Here is a 19209-nt window from a genome sequence, read left to right as displayed (position 1 = left end):
CCACCACGTCGTCGTTTTTTACGTTCTTGAGTAGTCCATGGAGTCCTGTGCAGGGACTTTTCGTCACCCAATCTGAGTACCGACTGTTCTCTCGGGGCGATCATCGGTTGATATGCACACGACGAGTCGCGACTCGTGTGCATATTCGGGGATCAGTTTCTGTCGATGTGCAACCCCAGGGATAGAGAGAATAGATCAATGATATGGAAAAGTGTAAAAATTTGCAAATTTGTTACTGCCTATGGACTATATCGAGATTCTCAGGTTTGGTCTCGCTTTTCTAGGAGGGGGAATTCTAACAGCGATTCTGAGTAGTTACATTGACCTGATAAGAGATAGACAAGATGAATTAAAGAATGAAGTCTATGACCCAATATATGATGAATTAATGCTTGCTAAAGACGGAGAGCTGCCATATGATTCTGGTGAATTCCGGTCAGAGTGGAAAGATATAGATCCACACAAGAAATATAGTATTGGAGAGAACACAAGAAGCGAACTTAACACCTATTCTAATCATATAGACCAGTGTAATGATTTGGTCGCTAGTATTAGGAGTGAAATATATCAGAGGGCAAATGACGGATCAAACCTGTTTGTAGCCACACAAGGAGGCTCTATGGTTATACTCCCTTCTTCTCCCCAAAGGACATCAGAACTTTATGCCGATAATTTCGTGAAAACATATGCGTCTGTTTTGCTAAGATCGAGATCTGCAGAAAGTTTAGAGAAAGAACTTATAGAGTATTCTATCGAGAGTAACCACGCTAATAAGAAGAGTTTTCGAATGTGGCCATCAGAGTACTATCTTGAGGTATGGGATTGTATCGAAGAGGCAGAAAAGGAATGGGCGAATAATAATGATTTCAGTAGCCGATTCGAATTGTTCGACACTATTCAAAAAGAGGCCATGGAAATCCATCCAGAGATTGAATCACAAATGAAAAAGATGCGGAGTTGGGCATACTGGATCCCAATCTTACGGTGAGTAACAGAGATGAGACAGTTAACCCACAGAAAAATAAGGAAGCAAGCTGAGGCGCTGTGATTTTGATGCTATCGCCAAGGCGACGGGGTAGTGTTTCTGCTGCAACGCTGCAGAGCGGTACGGTATATTTTGGTGAAGTGACCGTACTCACACGACCTGCTGGGACAGGAGGGCTACTCAAGCGACTTCGCGCTGCTCCACTGGGACAGCGGCAGGGATCACCACGACGCCGAACAGGTGAGGATCTCGATCGACTCGGTTTTCTGACCCGCCTAAGCGCTTTCGCTAGTTCTGGTTAGCACGGTCCCACCCTCGCCTATCACCGCTGTAGGGTCTCTGTATCGTTCGGTATCCGCCAGTTCGACTCACCGCCAGCGCGGCGCGCGCTCTGCGCGCCGCGTAATTGCCCTGCCCCCTTAGGGGCACCTCATTTTGCAGATAGTAAGGACGAACCGTGGCAGTCGTCCCGCCTCTCGAGCCGCCATCACTCAACCAGTCAATATCCTAACGTTCTTTAGGATAGATTCCGTAACGCACAGACGCGCACGAAAGTGCGCAAGAGCCGGAGCAGCCAGGTCCAACTAGCACTCCGGCTCACACGCGGCCCCCGCGTCGCGGGAGCAATCCACCATTGACGGTGGCGAAATAAAGAAGTGCCGACGTCCGCCGATCAGTCGCTCCCGTCGCCGACGCCCTCGCTGGGTTGCGTACCGCCGCGTCGGGGCTCCACCCAACCTATGGTCTCGAGACTCACCATCCACTGCGACTGTGGCACGGACAGCCGTATCGAACCGACCGACGGTCCGGTCATCTGCCCGGGCTGCGAGACGACGTTCGCGACGATGATCTTCGAACACCCCACCGATCACCATGCACCCAGCGCTCGCCACGGCACTCACGCGTATCGCGGACCGTGAGGACCGTGCGGTGACGGGCCTGCCGCCCCTCTCCGAGGCGGTCGACACCGAGGCGCTTGCCGCCGTCCTCGAGTCGAACCCGACCGTCACCGTCCGCTTCGAGTACGCGGGCTATCGCGTCGTGGTAGGTCCCGACCCCGACGCGGTCACGGTGATCGAACGGGATCGCTGAGGCCGCTCGAGCGGCCCGCTCACGCGTCGGCGCGGGCGGCGAGCCGACAGAAGTTCGCGATCAGCTGTTTGCCCACCTCGAGCGAGATCTCCTCGCCGCTCCCGTCCTCGCCGGCCGTGCCCGGATCCGCCCGCGTGAGGATGCTCTCCGGGTGGAACTGCACCCCGAACTGGGGCTTCTCGCGGTGGCGGACCGCCATCAAAACGCCGCGCTCGTCGGTCGTCCGGGCGGTCTCCTCGAGCGTGTCCGGCAGGCCAGCGCGCTCGACCGACAGCGAGTGATAGCGGCCGACCCGAAACTCCGACGGCAGCCCGTCGAAGAGTCCCGTCCCGTCGTGGGTGATCGTCGACGGCTTCCCGTGGACGACCTCGGGCGCGTGGCCCACCGGTGCGCCGTTGGCCGCACACAGCGCTTGATGGCCCAGACAGACCCCCAGAATCGGGTACTCGGTCTCGGAAAACAGCGACATCGAGATCCCCGCCTCCTGCGGGGTCCCCGGCCCCGGCGAGACGACGATCCCCGTCGGCTCGAGGGCCCGAACGCCCGCGAGATCGATCTCGTCGTTCCGGCGGACGACCACCTCGTCCGCGATCTCGCCGACGTCCTGCGGCGACGCCGCAGGGCCTGTCGAAGCGATCGCTTCGGCAACGTATTGGACCAGATTGTACGCGAACGAATCGTAGTTGTCCACCACGAGGACGCGGGTCCGCGAGTCAGTCACCCCGCTCACCCCCGCCGGCCGTCTCCGGGTTCGCCTCGTCGCTTTCGGCCTCGAGCCCCAGTGCGGCCCGCTCGCCCAGCGCTTCGTCGACGGCCGTGATCAGCGCCCGTGCTTTGTCCAGCGTCTCGTCGTACTCGCGCTGGGGGTCGGAGTCGTGGACGATCCCCGCGCCCACCCGGAGGTGGTACTCGTCGGCCTGCCGGACCAGCGTCCGGATGACGATGTTCAGCGTCGCACGGCCGTCGAACCCGAAGATCCCGACGCTGCCGGTGTAGGGACCCCGCCGGGTCGCCTCGAGTTCGTCGATGATGGCCATGGTCCGGGGTTTCGGTGCGCCGGTGATCGTCCCGCCGGGGAAGACCGCCCCGATGGCGTCCGAGAGCGTGGCGTCGGGCCGGAGTCTGCCCGTGACGTTCGAGACGAGGTGCATCACCTCCGAGTAGCGGTCGATCCGGCGATACTCCGATACGTCGACCGAGCCGTACGCACAGACCTTTCCGAGGTCGTTGCGCTCTAAATCGACCAGCATCGCGTGTTCGGCCCGCTCTTTCTCGTCGGCCAGCAGGTCGGCCTCGAGCGCGTCGTCCTCGGCCGGCGTCTCGCCGCGGGGTCGGGTGCCCGCGATCGGCTCCGTCCGGACGAACTCGCTATCGCGCGCTAACAGTAACTCGGGACTCGCACTGACCAGTTCGGCCGCTCGGAACTCGAGCAGACAGGAATAGGGCGCGGGGTTGACCCGCCGCAGGGCGTCGTAGGCGGCGACGGGGTGGACCGCCGCGGGCGCGACCAGCCGCTGGGAGATATTCGCCTGAAACGTGTCGCCCTCGCGGACGGACGCCTTGACCCGGCGCACGCGGTCGGCGAAGGCCTCGCGACCGCAGTCACTTTCGAAGGTCGCTTCGGGGCTCGAGACCGGCGGGTCGCCGACTGCCGGATCGCCCTCGCGAATCCGCTCGGCGAGGTCGAGCGCCCGCTCGCGGCCGCGTTCGTAGGCGGACTCGATGGCGTCGTCGGCCGGCGCTTCGTCCGCGTCGTCGGTCCCGACTCGCGGGCAGGCCGTGATCCGCAGCGTCGTCTCGCCGTCGACCGGTGCCTCCCACGCCGCCAGCCGGTCGTAGACCGCAGCCTCGAGCCGCGGTAGCCCCCGGTCGTCGACGGCCGACTCGGGGAGCGCCTCGAGTTCGCGGGCGACGTCGTAGGAGAGCCAGCCGACGGCCCCGCAGGGGTAGGGGACGTCGCAGTCGCCCCGCGCCAGCCGCTCGGTGGCGAGCAGGCCCTCGAGGGCGGCCAGCGTCGGCGAATCTCCCTCGGCTCGTGGCACCGCGTCGGGGCCGACGGTGAGCCGGTCGACCGGATCGACGCCGAAGTAGCCCCAGCCGGGCTGGCCGCCGGTCGTCTCGAGGAAGGCATCGCCCTCGCCGTCGCGGGCGCGGCGGTAGGCAGCGAAGGGATCGTCGACGGTGAGTCGCACCTCGACGGGAACGCGGCGTCCGGTGCGCGTCGCCGGGGCGTCACGGGGGGTCGACGCGCCGGGCTCGGGATCGCAAGCGGCGGCGCGAAACGAGTCGAGCGTCGTGACGACGCGCGGATCGCTCATGTGGCCCGGGACGGACCGAGCGGATAATTCGCTTGCGATTCGGGACCCCGGCTCGAGGGCGATCGTGGCCGTGGCCGTAGCCGAATCGGCGCTTACGGCCGGCGGCCGTCACTCGCCGGAGCAAGAAGAAGGGACTCGGGAAACGGCGCGAGGTGGGGTCGGGTGGCTATCTAACTTCGGCGCGGTCGATCCAGCCCTGAATGCGCTTTTCGGAGATATCGGTTTGCTCGGCCAGGTCGGCGGCGTCGGCGACGGCGAGTTCGCCGACGGTCTCGACGCCCGCGCCGGCCAGCCGGTCGGCGTAGGCCGGGCCGATCCCCTTGATCACGTCGACCGATTCCTGGTTCTCCGGGTCGGGTTCGTCGGCGTCCGGTTCAGTCGCCTCGTCGTCCGACTCCTCGAGCGCGGGTTCGGCGGCGCTTTCGTCCGCGGCGTCGGCTTCGACCGCCGTGTCCTCCTCGTCTTCGGCGTCGTCGGTCTCGGCTGCGGTTTCGGGCTCGGGTTCCGTCGACTCGGACCCGGCCGCCGTGTCGGCGTCGGGTTCGGCCTCCTCGACGGGCGACTCGGGTTCGGCCGTTTTCTCGGTCGTCGGTGCCGCGTCCTCGGTTGCCGGCCCGGTCGCCTCCGCCGGTTCGGCGGCCTCCTCCGGGCGATCGGGCTCGTCCGTCAGCGACTCCGTCGACGCCGCCGCCGTCGAGCCGGTCGCGGCCGACTGGGGCGGCTCGGCGGCCCCTTCGTCCGCCGCGCCCGCGTCGGCGTCGCTCCCGGCGTCGTCGTTCGATCGTTCCCGCTCGACCGTTACCCCGACCTCTCGAGCGCCCCCGCGCTCCGAGTCCGACTCGTCGAACCCCAACAGGGACTTCAGCTTTTGGAGGATTGCCATTATCTGGTCGTAGTGGGTTCCAACACTTAAATTCGCCTGATACTGTGGCTCCGACGGTGCTGGCGCCGCGTTACAGCCGCGAGCGCAGCGCCTCGTTCATCGCTTCGACCGGCGCGTCCCGGCCGGTCCAGATCTCGAACGCCTCGACGCCCTGATACAGCAGCATCCACGCGCCGTCGACCGTCGTGGCTCCCGCTTCGGCGGCGTCACGCAGGAGTCGGGTCTCGAGGGGCTGATACACCGCGTCGAGGACGGCCAGATCGCCGTGGAGCGCGTCGGCCGGTACCGGCGTCGAGTCCTCCTCCATCCCGACGCTGGTGGCGTTGACCAGCACGTCGGCCTCGGCCAGCAGCCGCTCGAGGGCTGCCAGCCCGTGGCCGCTCGCCCGGGGAACCGCCTCGGCCAGCTGACGGGCCTTCGGCTCGGTTCGGTTGGCGATCGCGACCGTCGCGCCGGCGTCGGCCAACCCGAACGCGACCGCTCGCCCGGCCCCGCCGGCCCCGACGACGACCGCCCGCGCGTCCTCGAGGTCCACGTCGTGGTCCCGGAGCGCGCGTAACGCGCCGACGGCGTCGGTGTTGTAGCCCGTCGGCGGCCCGGAGCCGGAGAAGTCGATCGTGTTGACCGCGCCGATCCGGGTCGCCAAGTCCTCCGGCGCGACGATCTCGAGCGCCTCCTGTTTGAACGGGATCGTCACGTTCAGCCCCGCAATCCCGAGGGCGTCGGCCCCCTCGATCGCAGCCGCGAGATCGTCCTGATCCGGTTCGAAGGTCACGTAGCGGGCCTCGAGGCCGAGTTCGTCGTAGGCCGCCTCGTGCATCGGCGGGGACAGGGAGTGTCCCACCGGGTTGCCGAGGAGCCCGTACACGTCCATTGCCATCGTTTCCCGGTAGTCGGCGCGGCGGGCCTATAATGGGACCGGCTCCGGCAGGGAACTAGAACGCTCAGCTATAGTAGCCGTTGAAACGATTCACACACTGATCGCAACGCTGTCGTGCGATCAGGTGTGCAATGACTTTCAGCGGCTACTATAGTATGGTTCGATCGACTGGAACGGTCGGATTCTGCCGTCGCGGTATCCGTCACAGTCGTTTTCCGTCGCGAAACGAGCGTCCTGCTATCGTGGCTGCTGTGAGTAACCACGTCCTCCCCAGCCGATTCGCTCACTCACGAGGTTCGTTCGCTCATCCCTCGCGCAACGTTATTGGCCGTCCTCACTCGTCGTTCGGCCGGCCGACAGCGCGCGCCACCGCAGTGATACGAGATCGATCGTTCGCGATCGATGTCGACACGGGGATAGCTCGTTTCGCGTCGCTTTTAGGCCCCTCGTGAGTAGCCGCCGGCATGCTTTCGGGAACGCCGTTGTATCTCCTCCTGTTGGCGGCCGGTATCGTCGCGCTGTATGGCGGTGCCGAGCTACTGGTCTCGGGGGCGGGGCGGCTGGCGCTCGGGATCGGACTGCGGGCGACGACCGTCGGCGTGACCGTCATCGCCTTCGCGACGACCGCGCCCGAACTGTTCGTCTCGACTATCGGCGCGCTGAACGTCTCGAGCGACGTGGGACTGGGAACGGTCGTCGGCTCGAACATCGCGAACATCGGGCTCGTCCTGGGGGTATCGGCGTTGATCAAACCGCTCCCGATCGGCGAGCGGGTCCTCCGCCGGCACGTCCCGACGATGGTACTCGCGGCCCTGCTCCTGGTCGGCCTGGGAGCGAACGGGCGGATCGGCCGCCTCGAGGGCGCGATCTTCCTGCTGGTGTTGGCCGGATTCACGGCCTTTCTGCTGTACTACGTGAACGCGGATCCGCCGTCGGTGGCCGACGATCCGGACGCCGGCGCGGGCGTCTCGATCCGCGATATCGGGCTCGTCGTCGCCGGCCTGATCGCGCTGGTGGTCGGCTCGCGGTGGCTCGTCGCCGGCGGGACGGGGCTGTTGTCGGCCCTCGGCGTCCCGGACCTCATCATCGGGCTGACGGTGCTGGCGCTGGGGACGTCGTTACCCGAACTGGCGGCCTCGGTCGTGGGTGCCGTCCGCGGCGAGACGGAGTTCGCGGTCGGGAACGTCGTCGGCTCGAACATCTACAACGTCCTCGCGGTACTCGGGGTCGTGGCGCTGATCACGCCGATCGAGATCCAGCCGGCGACGCTTCGGTTCGAACTCCCGGCCATGGTCGCCTTTACGCTCGTGCTGGTCGGCATGATGAGCTACGGTCGGCGGCTCACGCGACTCGACGGCGCGGCCCTCGTCGTCGGCTACGCCGGCTTCATGGCCTTGCTGGTCCTTTGATACGGTCTACTGTCGTCAAGCAAACCGTCTGAGCCGTCACATCGGCAGGGGCGTCCCGTCGGTTTCGTCGCCGGCGGTCGGCAGCCGGTCCAACCGTGGTCCGAGCTGGGTGCGGACGACCGACACGAGCGCATTCTCGCGGCCCTCGCCGGTGATCGCGCCCGCTCGTACCGACTCGTCGCCCACTTCGCACTCGGCCGTCACAAGCATGGCCGCCTCGCGGTCCGCGAGGAGGACGTATCCGCACTGTGGCGCGTCCACCGGGAAACTGAACCAGTCGAACCGCGGTTCACAGACCGTCGCGGTCGGTACCGCCGACCGGACCGTGTCGCGAACGCGGGGCGACCGCGACGCCACGTAGACGTCGACCCCACGGTCGGCGGCATCCCGCAGGTTCTCGAGGCAGGTCGACCCGAGTAACACGGCGCTGGGCGCCATAACGAACAGTTCCTCGTCGGCCCCGGCGGCGATCTCGTTGCCCCGCTCGGCGACGTTCGCCTCGCCCTCGAGCGTCCAGCAGCTCTCGACGTCCGTCCCCGTCCGCCGGTTCTCGTCCGAGTCCCGAGCGATCGTCCGCGCCGGGACCGACGGCTCGCGCTCGGGTCGCGCTCGTCGCGTCGAGTCGGACCGAACGAGCGCGGCGGCTTCGGCGAGCGGGCCGTCGGCGAGCCAGTCGACGTCCCAGTGTGGCGCGTCGGTCTCGAGCGCGGCCCGTCCCGACTCGTCGTCGTGGGCCACGAGCCCCGCAGCCGCGAGCGCGGGGAGCTGTTTGTGGGCCAGTTCCGTCGCCACGGCCGTCCGCTGCGAGCCGGCCACGTCGGCGGGGCGGTCCGCCTCGCCCTCCCGGACGAGGACGCCGGCGGCGAGGTCGTCGACGGCGATCGATCCGTCCCGACTCGCGAGTTCGGTACAGACGGTCAGACGCCGCGGCTCCCGGAGCGCCTCGAGGGTCCGGGTCAGCGTCTCCGCGGCGACAGGAACGTCGTCCCCGGTCGGATCCGTGAGGAGGCTCTCGACCCACTCGAGATCGAGGATCGGGTGGGCAGTGAGCGAGACCGCCGGGTCGTCGCCGTCGGCGTCACGCGACAGAACACCGCGGTCGACCAGCCGCGGGACGTGCCGGTGAATCAGTTCGATCTGGAGGCGCTCGCAGTGGGCATCGGGAACGATCGGGGTGCCCCGTTCCACGGCCGCGACCTCGGTCGCGAGGTCGGCGATCGGCATGGCGGGTCCCGCCGCTGTGGTGGCCGTCGGGGTTTGCCCTTCACGGTCGCGCAACACGGCGAGGAGTGTCCGCCGGTGTGGGTCCGCGAGGACGTCCGCCGCGGTCGTCGTCAGCTCGAGGAACGGGGGGAGACTCATTGGCGGATAGAGACAGCGAGCGGTGGAAAGAACTGTACCAGCATACTCTGGTATCGCTCGGTGGTGCCATCGGCTCACTCGTCGTCGCCGAAGTACGCCGACAGCAGTTTCGCCTGTGCGACCCGGAGGTGCTGGTGGAAGGTCTGGCGGGCGATGTCGAGCCGGTCGGCGATCTCCGAGGCGTCGCTGTTTCGCGTCGGCCACTCGAAGTAGCCGCCGTGATAGGCCGCCTCGAGGGCGAGGCGCTGTTTTTCGGTCAGTGCCGACTCGACGGTCCGCCGGAAGTCCCCGCGGGTCCGGACCGGCCGATCGACGGTCCGCTTCGAGACGAGCCGGGTGTCGGGGTAGGCCGAGGTGATCGCCCCGACGAGTTCCCGGAGATCCGAGTCGGGGCTGGTCTGGACGGTTAACTCGGCCGTGCCCTCCCGGACGACCTTTGACTCGAGACGGGCCCCGTACTCCCCGAGTAGCTCGGTGATCGTCGAGCCTCGGACGACGATCTCCCAGTAGCTCTCGTCGTCGTCGGCGTCGATGAGACGCAGTTCCGTGATCGCGGCCGCCTCGGTCGCCGCCGATCGGAGCGTGTCGGGATCGATGCCTGACACGGTGAGATAGTAGACGAACACCTCGTCGGTCAGCGGCAACACGTGGTCGATCGAGAGATCGCAGCCCGCCGCCCACGAGAGATCGATACAGACGTCCCCGCGGTCGGTCGACTCGAGTTCGAGTTCGACGACGGTGTCGAGATAGAGGAGTCGGCGGACCGCCATCGCGTTGATCGCGTGCCCGATGGTGCCGCCGAACTCCTGTAACACCTCCCGCTCGCGGTCGGCGAACGCCGACGGTTCGCGGGCGGCGATCACGAGCGCGCCGAGGGGGCGATCGCTCGCGACGATGGGGACGACCGCGACCGACGCGTACTCGTGGGCCGCCGCGTGGGTTCGCCACGCCTCGATATCGCTCTCGGGGAGGGCCCGGTAGCGCTGGACGCTCCGACTCTCGAGTGCCGGCGAGCCGTCGGCCTCGGCCGGGGGATCGACGAACGACGAGAGGAGGTCTGCGTTGGCCGGCGGGTCGATCCCCGCACCCGTCTCGGGCGTCCAGGCGTAGCCGTCCATCCCACCGGGGTCCGCCCGACCGATGACGGCGAACCGGTAGGCGTCGGCGGCCGCGAACGCCTCGACGATCGCCCGCTCGATCTCGTCGCGTGTATCGGCGGCGACCATCGTCTCGTCGATCGTCCGGACGATCGCGTTGAGCCGCTCGAGGCGCTCGAGTTCGCGCTCGCGGGCCTTGCGGTCGCTGATGTCGCGGCCGACGCCGGTAAAGCCCAGGACGGTGCCGTCGTCGTCGGTGATGCGGGCGCTGTTGAACTCGTAGGGGATCCGCTCGCCGTCCCGGGTGAGGAGCCGCCCCTCGGCGGTCACGCGCTCGCCGGCCTCGAGGATGCGATCGATCGCCGCCCCGATGTGGTCCCGGTCTTTCGGCGCGATGAATCGGAGCGGATGCATGCCGACGAGATCGGCCGACTCGTAGCCGGTCACGTGCTGGAACTGGTCGTTCCAATCGATCAGGTTCCCCTCGGTGTCGAAGGCATAGAGGATGTCCGGCTGGGCCTCGAGGACGCTCTCGGTGAAGGCCTTCTCCTCGCGGAGTTCGCGCTCGCGGGCCTTGCGATCGCTGATGTCGCGACCGATGCCGGTAAAGCCCAAGACGGTACCCTCGTCGTCGGTGACACGGGCGCTGTTGAACTCGTAGGGGATCCGCTCGCCGTCCGCGGTGAGGAGAGCGGCTTCGACGGTGACGGACGTCTCGTGTTCGAGGACCCGATCGATCGCTGCCTCGATTCGGTCTCGATCCGCCGGCGCGACGAACTCGAGGGGTTCCATTTCGAGCAGTTCCGACTCGGTGTAGCCGGTCACGTCCGGCACGCGATCGCTCCACTCGATGAACTCCCTCTCGGTGTCGAACGCGTAGACGATGTCCGGCTGAGCCTCGACAACCCGTTCAACGACGTGCTTCTCCTCGCGAAGCCGCCGTTCGCGCTCGTGGTCGTCGGTGCGGTCGTGGACGACCCAGACGTACCCCCGCAGGTCGGCTTTGTCGGGCGCGTCGCGTCCGACCGCGCCGTCCTCGCGGATCGGCGCGAGTTCCTCATGGGCCCAGAACCAGCTACCGTCGCTCCGGACTCGCCAGCCCTCGTCTTCGGCTCTCCCGTCCGCGCGCGCTCGCTCGAGTATCCGCTCCGGCCGACCGGAGTCGCGGGCCTCCCGCGGAAAGCACGTCCGGTAGTGCGAACCCACGATCGTCGCTTCGTCGTATCCTATGAGCTGACGCGCACCGTCGTTCCACGCGGTGACGCGTCCATCGGCGTCCAGCAGCGTGATGGCGTAGTCACCGACGAAGTCGCTGAGATCGCAAATGTCGAACTGGCAGTCAAGCGAGTTATCACTATATCCGTCGGATCGATCTGCCTCGTGCGATGAGTCGGTTCGCTTGCAGGGGTTCTCCTTCATACTAGCCACCAGCCCATAGTAATGCATGTTATCACCCCACACTGGAAAAACTATAGGCCGCTCTCGCCGCGGGTTTTTGAGCAGAGATGAGAATCGGCAGAAATCATCGCACCGTTTCCGAACCGGTGATCGATTCAGCCCCTCTTGGAAGTTTGTCTCCTATATTCGAATTATGAGAGTTTCATGTATGCATAAAATATATTAATAATGTTCTACTATATGATGCAAAAGAGGAATGTTTTAGTATATCGGACAGGAGAATTATCTATGGACGAGATAGATAGCTTGATGATGTATGGAATTTCAATCATAGTTTTTTCTATATTCTCCCTTAGATTCGATATCCTGTTTCAGAGTTGGGGAGAGTCACTTGGCCTACTTGGATTTCTTATCTGCACAATATCCCTAGTTGTGAAGTTCGTAAAATGAACCATTCTTAATGGGTGCCTCAAATACAAACCATGTGAATGATAATATCCTTCCCTTTCTATTCATCAGGTATTAATATAGTAGTAGGATTTTCAGGCCCAGTAATCACTGCTTGGTTTATATTATGTCTTGTGAGTAATATCGTTTTATGGCTAAAGACTATATTAAAAGAAGAAAAATACTTAAAACAATTCCGGCAGCAACTACGATTCCGCTTATCGGATCGGTGACGGCTCAAGACGACTCAATAGCTGATGACAGTGGTCCCAATATCGGATACTTAAAGAAAAACCCAACTGATCCAATAACTCAGTCTGAAGTCAAAGAGATTCGCCAAAGAGTAACAAAACAAGGGGGTAGCTTGAGCAGAGTAAGCACTACCAGTACAGATAGTCCAAATAAAATTCTTCTCAGTAAGATCCCCTCAAGTTCAGAGAGGATTATTACCGGATATGCCTTCTCGCTGCAACAAGGGCACCCTATTGAGAAAATAGTAACTGCTCCAGAAGGGATCAGAAACAAGACGAAGAGCGTGTCATAGAATCGATCACAGGGTTTTGAGCTTCGTTCGTCCGGGATTGTGTCCTCTTTCGTAGTTGGTAACTGCGACGATCACGCGGAGACTCAGTGCAAGGAACACCTGTGTTCGTGCATGTACGCGGCCTCGGGCGCGGACGTGCCCGAGGCCGCAGTCCTTGCAGGCTTCGTTTGTTCGTTCCACTTGCGTCCGATGATCATACGTCTCGGCGAGTACTGATTGTTTGAGACTGATGTCTTCGGCGTGTTCGTCAATGCGGTCCTCGACCCTGTATTCGATGTCAAGCGGATCGTCCGTATTGCGTGGGTTGTACGGCGCAATCGGCACGACTCCCTGCGACAGCAGGAAGTCGTGCCACTCCAGCACGTCGTAAGCGCTGTCTCCGAGCATCCAGATCGGTGTATCGACGGCGAGCGCGTCCTTCGTGACGCGCATCGCCGTCTCAGCATCGATCTGCTTTCGCTGTGTGAACTCTGCAGCAATCGGAATCTTTGGCCCGGCCGACACAATCACACAGCCGAATCCGTAGTAGTGTTCCTCAGCCGTTGAGTCGTAGTTCCACGTCGCTTCATCGTTGTACTGGATTGCAGTGACGTGAGTCGAATCGATGCGGTATGTGGAGTCGAGCAGGCCCCGGCAGGCGGCCTGCTCGACGAGGCGGTCGAAGACATCATCCACCACCAATTCAAGATCGGTGAGAAACCGATCAACAGTGTCTCGTGAGGGCGGCTTCTCGAAACCGCAGGAGAGCCAAGTGAGTGTATTGTGGAGTTCTCGTGTGACTGGTCGTGGGCCGTAGATGCCTTTGTAGTAGCAGTGCAGGAAGCCTTTGAAGAGTTCTGGGGGCTTGTGGACTCGTGTTCGCCCCCTCGAAGCGGGGGCGAACACGTCGTACTCCAGCAGAAACTCGAACTCTAAGTACTCGAATAGCGGTGCTGTCTCCGTAGCCGCGACATTCAAGAAGTCGTCAACCGAAGCTACGCCTTGCAGGGTTGTGGCGCTGCTGGACATAGTTTCCACACCCTGCTGCCTTCGTTGAGAACGTTTCTATGACACGCTCAGACGAAGCTAAATAAAACAGCAAGCACATCCGGTATAGAATCAGATAGGTTGAACTCTAGTATAGATGAGTTCGTTCAGCGTCAAAAACAAACTTCGGCACAAAATCAGTCACAATTATCTACAGCACAAGCAGATGACTCGCCAGCGTCACCTAGAGGAAGTACCACGAAAATTGGAACAATACATTCAGAATTGCCTGCCTACGATCTCGAAGAAGTTACAAGCCCAACAAAGGTAGGCCGTATAGAACTTTGGTTAGACGCTTGGGAGGTTGATGGTGCAGAACGTACTTACCTAACTGCTCTACGCGGAAAACAGATACCTGCTAGCTATTCACAGCAAGATGGAGAGTCCTCGGCGAGAAATGACTATACGTGGCTACGTCAATACTGGAACAAAACCGATCTCGGTAGTGTCGCGGTAAAAGATAGGGCCCCGAAGGGTGACAAGTCTGGCAGTATCGATACAACGCTGAATATCGGCATATCTAGTGACAAGACGGGAAATGCTGGATTAAGCGTGGACATGGAAGTCCCTGACATCAGCCGAGAAGAAAAGTCTGATATTGGAAATACTATTGAACAGGGATACCAATATGCTGAAAAGACATTTAATGATGATTCTACAGATGATCCAGTGACGTTCTACTCTCTCGGACATGGTGTTGTCTCCAAGGAGCCAGACAGTTATGGTCTCTGTACCGCGCCTCCAGGTTACCCAGATCAGGATGGTCCGACACTACTCGAGGCTGAAATGAAGGCGAAGTTTGAATATCACAATCCGATTCCTGATGTTGGTGGGACGGGATCCACCACGTTGGAAACAACGGGTAGTATAACCATTGATGGTAAGTTGGCGTGTTTAGACGAGCCAGTTCAGCCGTAATCTGAATATAAATCCTATTCTTATCAAAATAATATATTAGCTAGAAAACTTGTAAAGTTAGGGTTCGAAGCAAATCCGAGCGCGTCGAAAGCGTAGCCTATTCGTCGCCCCGTCACCGACGCCACCTCGTGATCGCCATCGTCGAGAGCCGCGCCGACCGCGCCTCGGTACACATCTGTGACCGCCTCCGCGAGCGCGCCGACTGGACGGAACGGACCGACGACGCCCGGCCGTCGGCCGACGGCGGCGGTACGTACTACCGGACCGAAGGGGCCGAACTCCGCTCGTTCGACGACCTTCACATCGAACTCGAGGCCCCCGCCGAGGCCTTCGACTGCGACCCCGACCTGCTCGTGTTCGCCTCGAGACACTCCGGGGACACCGGCCCGCTGCTGACGGGCCATTTCACGGGTAACTTCGGCCCCGCCGAGTTCGGCGGCGAGCCCGACGCGCTGGCCGATGCCGCCCCGAACGCGCTGGCCCGCCTGCTCGAGGCCTTCGACGAGTACGCGCCGGCGGAGTACGAAGTCGGCATGGAGGGGACCCACCACGGCCCCACCGACGTTGGCTGTCCGTCGCTCTTTGCCGAACTCGGCAGCGGCGACGAGCAGTGGGACGACCCCGCCGGTGCCGAGGCCGTCGCCCGCGCCATCCTCACGCTTCGGGATGTCGACCCGCATCGCTCCAGACAGGTCGTCGGCTTCGGCGGCAACCACTACGCCCCCCGGTTCGAACGGATCGTCCGCGAGACCGACTGGGCGGTCGGCCACGTCGCCCCCGACTGGGCGCTCAAGGCGATGGACCACCCGACGGCCCACCGCGACGTCCTCGAGCGCGCGTTCGACGCCAGCGACGCCGAGATCGCGCTGCTGGACGGCGAGTGGCCGGTCCTCGAAGAGACGCTCGCCGACCTCGATTGCCGGCTCGTCGGCGAGACGTGGCTGCGGGAGGTCGACGACCGGCCGCTCGAACTGGTCGATCGGATCGAAGCCGACCTCGGTCCGATCGCCGACGGCGTTCGCTTCGGCGACTGTCGCGCGGACGCGATTCACGTCGTCGATCTCCCGACCGACCTCCTCGAGACCGCACAGGGAATCGACCCTAACAGGGTCCGGACGATCGTCGAGAACCACACCGTCGCCTTCACGACGGACAACGGCGGAACGCGTGTCGGCTCGCGGGCGGCGATTCCCGCGAGCGCGGGCGATGCCGCGGACGACCGTGACGGCGCTGTCGGGGACGAACGCGATGCCGACACGAGCGGTCCGCGGCGGGCGATCGTTGAGGGGCTGACCGTGGTCCTCGAGGCGAAGTTCGACGCCGTCCGGCTCGAGGCCGAGGCCGTCGTCGCCGAGGAGACGGCCTTCGATCCGAAGTTAGCACGCGAAGCCGGTGTTCCCGAAGGGCCGAAGTTCGGCGCGCTCGCCGACGGCGAGCCGGTGACCGTCGACGGCGAAACGGTCAGTCCCGAGAGGGTTCTGACTGAGCGTACGCGACGGTTCCCGATCTGACTGAAACGGAGCCCGACAGTAATAGAACCATATACGCCTCCCGTAGCGGCTTTCGTAGTGTCCTGTGTTCGATACGTAAGAATCTATTACCATGTCAGACAGGCGGCTGACGTGTAGGGGAAAGGTAATTATGCTCCATCTTTTAGACAGGGCCAAGAATGGACTCTCTCATCGACGACGCAATCGACGAGGCCGAAGACGGGGAGGCCGCGGTCCCCGACGAGACGCCACAGGGCGGACAGTCGGCCGACAACACTGGATCGGACGGCCGACAGACCGGGACGATGACCGACGACGAACTCGAGGACGTTCTCCAGGATCTCCAGACCGACATCACCGTCGTCGGCTGTGGCGGTGCCGGCGGGAACACCATCAACCGCATGCACGAGGAGGGGATCCACGGCGCGAAACTCGTCGCGGCCAACACCGACGTCCAACACCTCGTCGAGATCGAGGCCGACACCAAGATCCTCATGGGCGAGGACAAGACCGGCGGCCGCGGTGCCGGCTCCCTGCCCCAGGTCGGCGAGGAGGCCGCCCTCGAGAGTCAAGAGGACATCTACGAGGCCATCGACGGTTCGGACATGGTCTTCGTCACGGCTGGACTGGGCGGCGGTACCGGGACCGGTTCCGCACCCGTCGTCGCCAAGGCCGCCCGCGAGGCCGGCGCGCTGACGATCTCGATCGTCACGACGCCCTTTACCGCGGAGGGCGAGGTCCGGCGAACCAACGCCGAGGCCGGCCTCGAGCGCCTGCGCGACGTCTCGGACACGGTGATCGTCGTCCCCAACGATCGCTTGCTCGATTCCGTCGGTAAGCTCCCCGTCCGACAGGCGTTCAAAGTTTCCGACGAGGTGTTGATGCGCTCGGTCAAGGGCATCACGGAACTCATCACGAAACCCGGCCTCGTCAACCTGGACTTCGCCGACGTTCGCACCGTCATGGAACGGGGCGGCGTCGCCATGATCGGCCTCGGCGAGGCCGACTCCGAGGCCAAGGCCGAGGACTCGGTCAAGACCGCCTTGCGCTCTCCCTTGCTCGACGTCGACATCTCCGGCGCGAGTTCCGCGCTGGTCAACGTCACCGGTGGCAACGACATGGCCATCGAGGAAGCCGAAGGAGTCGTTGAGGAGATCTACGACCGGATCGACCCCGACGCCCGCATCATCTGGGGAACCTCGATCGACGAGAGCCTCGAGGGCAGCATGCGCACCATGATCGTCGTCACGGGCGTCCAGTCGCCCCAGATCTACGGCCGGCCGGACGGCGAGGAGCCCGTCCAGCCCGAGCCCGCACAGGGCGACGACATCGACTTCGTCGAGTGATCGGCCCGTCGCCGTTGCGTCGCCGATTCGAGTCCCACTTTCGGTTTCTGTTCGCGTCTCGAGTCCGCCGATAGCCCCGGCTCCGGACCGGTCGGTTCCCGCCGGCTCAACAGATCGGTTTCGGGTCGATCCCCAACTCGTCCAGCGAGCCCGCGTATGCATCGTACGCGGCCCCGATCACCGCCTCGGCCGCGTCTCGAGCCTCGTTCCAGTCGGCGTCGTCCGCACAGACCTCGGTGAGCAACGCGGCTGCCCGCTCGCCCTGCGCGACCGTCTCGCTACGCAGCTCTCGGAACAGATCGGCCCGCGACTCGTCGCCTTCGTTGACGAAGAAACTCACTACCTGCAGGTGGGTCCGATCCCCGACCAGCGCCCGCCCGACGAGCCCGCCCAGCCGGGCCGCCGTCGACTCGAGCGAGCGGAGTTCGGCGTGCATCGGGTCGACGCTCTCGGCGTCGCCCTCGTGATCGTCCTCGAGCAAGTCCGTAATGCGGTCGCAGTGGTCTCGCTCCTGCGTTCGGAACTCGGCGAAGATATCGGTCGCCCCGGCGTGGTCCTCGTCGTCGGCCCACGCCGCGAGGGTGGCCGCGGCGACGCGCTCGCTGTCCGCAGCGGCTCGGAGGACCTGTGTCTCGGTCAGGTCAGCATCGGTCAGCGCGACGAGGCGCTTCGACGAGCCGAGCCGCTCGAGTTCGGTTGCCATCGACTCCGCGACCGCGGCCTCGAATTCGTCGGCGTCCATACCGGCCCGACACCGGCCAGGATGTTGAACGTTAGCCAGCGGTGTCCGCCGGCGGGTTTACCAGCGACGGGGACGTATCCGAACCCATGACCGACCGGAGCGACGCCGACGGACCGGCCGACGTCCCCTCGATCACGCCAGTGGCGCTGGCCGAGCGGCTACGAACCGGGGCGGAACTGACCGTCCTCGACGTCCGTGACCGCGACGAGTTCGAGCGCTGGCACCTCGGGGGCGAGGGCGTCGAGGCCGTCCAAATCCCGCACATGAAGTTCATCCAGGCACAGGCGACCGGCGGGGTGGCCGACCTCGCGGCCGACCTCGAGGAGCCGGTTCTGGCGGTCTGTGGACACGGCGAGGCGAGCGCCCACGCCGTTTCCCTCCTCCGGGACGCGGGGATCGACGCCGCCAACCTCGCCGGCGGGATGGACGCCTGGGCCGACCTGTACGTCGCTCGCGAACTGCCGGTCGACGCGCTCGCGACGGTCGTCCAGTACGACCGCCCCTCGAGCGGCTGTCTCGCCTACGCGATCTATAGCGACGGCGAAGCCGCGGTGATCGACCCGCTGCGGGCCTTCGCCGACCGGTACGAGGCCGACGCCGATGACCGGAGCGCGACCCTCGAGTACGCCATCGATACGCACGTCCACGCCGACCACGTCAGCGGCGTCCGGACGCTCGCAGACCGGACCGACGCGATGGCCGTCCTCCCCGCGGGCGCGATCGACCGCGGGCTGGCCTTCGACGCCGCGACCGTCGCCGATGGGGACGTACTGCGGGTCGGCGACGCGACGCTTTCCGTCGTCGCGACGCCCGGCCACACGAGCGAATCGATTTCGATTCGACTCGAGGGCGACGGCGGCGGGACCCTGTTTACCGGCGATACGCTCTTCCTCGAAGGAGTCGGCCGGCCGGACCTGGAACGCGGCGACGACGGCGCAGCCGCCGCTGCCGAGACGTTGTACGAGACGCTTCAAAACCACGTCCTCGAGTTCCCCGACGACACGACGATCGCGCCGGGACACTACGGCGACGCCGCCGATCCACGCGCGGATGGGACCTACGCCGCCCGGCTCGGGGCCCTTCGCGATCGTCTCGAGGCGCTCTCGATGAACGATCGGGAGTTCCTGGCCCACGCGACGACCGACCTCCCGCCGCGGCCGTCCAACCACGAGCGCATCGTGGCGGCGAACCTCGGGCATGAGGCGATCGACGACGAAACGGCGTTCGAACTCGAGTTGGGACCGAACAACTGCGCCGTCGCGGACTAACCGG

General features: G+C 64.1%; 17 protein-coding genes. 9 read left to right on the top strand and 8 right to left on the bottom strand.

What is annotated here, in order from left to right:
- The first annotated feature begins 241 nt into the window (after positions 1-241).
- Together NATPE_RS22380 and NATPE_RS15405 are read left to right on the top strand one after the other, a co-directional pair.
- Positions 242-988: a hypothetical protein gene (locus tag NATPE_RS22380; RefSeq protein WP_152422613.1), complete on the top strand. Its 747-nt coding sequence runs from the start codon at positions 242-244 to the stop codon at positions 986-988.
- An 870-nt stretch (positions 989-1858) separates the two neighbouring features.
- Positions 1859-2077, top strand: a complete 219-nt coding sequence (locus tag NATPE_RS15405) for a HalOD1 output domain-containing protein (RefSeq protein ID WP_006182510.1) — start codon at positions 1859-1861, stop codon at positions 2075-2077.
- A 19-nt stretch (positions 2078-2096) separates the two neighbouring features.
- Here the strand turns inward: NATPE_RS15405 and NATPE_RS15400 are convergent, their stop codons facing one another.
- The 4 genes from NATPE_RS15400 to NATPE_RS15385 form a co-directional block, all read right to left on the bottom strand.
- The gene (locus NATPE_RS15400; protein WP_006182509.1) at positions 2097-2798 is read right to left on the bottom strand and encodes an anthranilate synthase component II; all 702 of its coding nucleotides are present in this window, start codon (positions 2796-2798) and stop codon (positions 2097-2099) included.
- Complete coding sequence (pabB, locus tag NATPE_RS15395; protein ID WP_006182508.1) at positions 2791-4395, bottom strand: aminodeoxychorismate synthase, component I; 1605 nt, start codon at positions 4393-4395, stop codon at positions 2791-2793. The genes NATPE_RS15400 and pabB overlap by 8 nt, the downstream gene beginning before the upstream one ends.
- Positions 4396-4561: 166 nt before the next feature.
- Positions 4562-5278 carry a helix-hairpin-helix domain-containing protein gene (locus NATPE_RS15390; protein ID WP_006182507.1) on the bottom strand — a complete coding sequence of 239 codons (717 nt, stop codon included), beginning with the start codon at positions 5276-5278 and terminating at the stop codon, positions 4562-4564.
- Positions 5279-5348: 70 nt separating this feature from the next.
- Positions 5349-6152 carry a shikimate dehydrogenase gene (locus tag NATPE_RS15385; protein ID WP_006182506.1) on the bottom strand — a complete coding sequence of 268 codons (804 nt, stop codon included), beginning with the start codon at positions 6150-6152 and terminating at the stop codon, positions 5349-5351.
- Positions 6153-6622: 470 nt separating this feature from the next.
- On the opposite strand from NATPE_RS15385, the gene NATPE_RS15380 reads away from it, so the two are divergent.
- On the top strand, positions 6623-7567 hold the full coding sequence (locus NATPE_RS15380) for a calcium/sodium antiporter (protein WP_006182505.1): 945 nt from the start codon (positions 6623-6625) through the stop codon (positions 7565-7567).
- Positions 7568-7603: 36 nt separating this feature from the next.
- Here the strand turns inward: NATPE_RS15380 and NATPE_RS15375 are convergent, their stop codons facing one another.
- Both NATPE_RS15375 and NATPE_RS15370 read right to left on the bottom strand, forming a co-directional pair.
- Positions 7604-8929: a DUF7344 domain-containing protein gene (locus NATPE_RS15375; RefSeq protein ID WP_006182504.1), complete on the bottom strand. Its 1326-nt coding sequence runs from the start codon at positions 8927-8929 to the stop codon at positions 7604-7606.
- Between the two features lie 74 nt (positions 8930-9003).
- Positions 9004-11445: a PAS domain S-box protein gene (locus NATPE_RS15370; RefSeq protein WP_006182503.1), complete on the bottom strand. Its 2442-nt coding sequence runs from the start codon at positions 11443-11445 to the stop codon at positions 9004-9006.
- A 267-nt stretch (positions 11446-11712) separates the two neighbouring features.
- Here NATPE_RS15370 and NATPE_RS22370 point away from each other — a divergent pair, with 267 nt between their 5' ends.
- Both NATPE_RS22370 and NATPE_RS22365 read left to right on the top strand, forming a co-directional pair.
- A complete protein-coding gene (locus NATPE_RS22370) occupies positions 11713-11874 on the top strand; it encodes a hypothetical protein (RefSeq protein WP_157557358.1) in 162 nt (53 codons plus the stop codon).
- 148 nt (positions 11875-12022) lie between these two features.
- A complete protein-coding gene (locus NATPE_RS22365; protein WP_152422612.1) occupies positions 12023-12415 on the top strand; it encodes a hypothetical protein in 393 nt (130 codons plus the stop codon).
- 6 nt (positions 12416-12421) lie between these two features.
- Here the strand turns inward: NATPE_RS22365 and NATPE_RS15365 are convergent, their stop codons facing one another.
- Entirely contained in the window at positions 12422-13423 is a 1002-nt protein-coding gene (locus NATPE_RS15365; RefSeq protein WP_015298676.1) for an IS5-like element ISNpe18 family transposase, read from the bottom strand.
- Positions 13424-13666: 243 nt separating this feature from the next.
- On the opposite strand from NATPE_RS15365, the gene NATPE_RS22360 reads away from it, so the two are divergent.
- The 3 genes from NATPE_RS22360 (at position 13667) to ftsZ (ending at position 17195) form a co-directional block, all read left to right on the top strand.
- A complete protein-coding gene (locus tag NATPE_RS22360) occupies positions 13667-14359 on the top strand; it encodes a hypothetical protein (protein ID WP_152422581.1) in 693 nt (230 codons plus the stop codon).
- A 128-nt stretch (positions 14360-14487) separates the two neighbouring features.
- A complete protein-coding gene (locus tag NATPE_RS15360) occupies positions 14488-15870 on the top strand; it encodes a D-aminoacyl-tRNA deacylase (protein ID WP_006181443.1) in 1383 nt (460 codons plus the stop codon).
- A 158-nt stretch (positions 15871-16028) separates the two neighbouring features.
- Positions 16029-17195, top strand: a complete 1167-nt coding sequence (gene ftsZ, locus NATPE_RS15355; RefSeq protein ID WP_006181442.1) for a cell division protein FtsZ — start codon at positions 16029-16031, stop codon at positions 17193-17195.
- A gap of 106 nt (positions 17196-17301) precedes the next feature.
- Here the strand turns inward: ftsZ and NATPE_RS15350 are convergent, their stop codons facing one another.
- Positions 17302-17937: a hypothetical protein gene (locus tag NATPE_RS15350; protein ID WP_006181441.1), complete on the bottom strand. Its 636-nt coding sequence runs from the start codon at positions 17935-17937 to the stop codon at positions 17302-17304.
- Between the two features lie 86 nt (positions 17938-18023).
- Between NATPE_RS15350 and NATPE_RS15345 the strand changes: the two genes are divergently transcribed.
- A complete protein-coding gene (locus tag NATPE_RS15345) occupies positions 18024-19205 on the top strand; it encodes an MBL fold metallo-hydrolase (protein WP_006181440.1) in 1182 nt (393 codons plus the stop codon).
- Positions 19206-19209: the final 4 nt, after the last annotated feature.

The organism is Natrinema pellirubrum DSM 15624, assembly GCF_000230735.2.
In the GTDB taxonomy this organism is placed as follows: domain Archaea; phylum Halobacteriota; class Halobacteria; order Halobacteriales; family Natrialbaceae; genus Natrinema; species Natrinema pellirubrum.
Note: the sequence above shows the minus strand (reverse complement) of the source record. Positions and strands in the feature narration are given on the sequence as shown.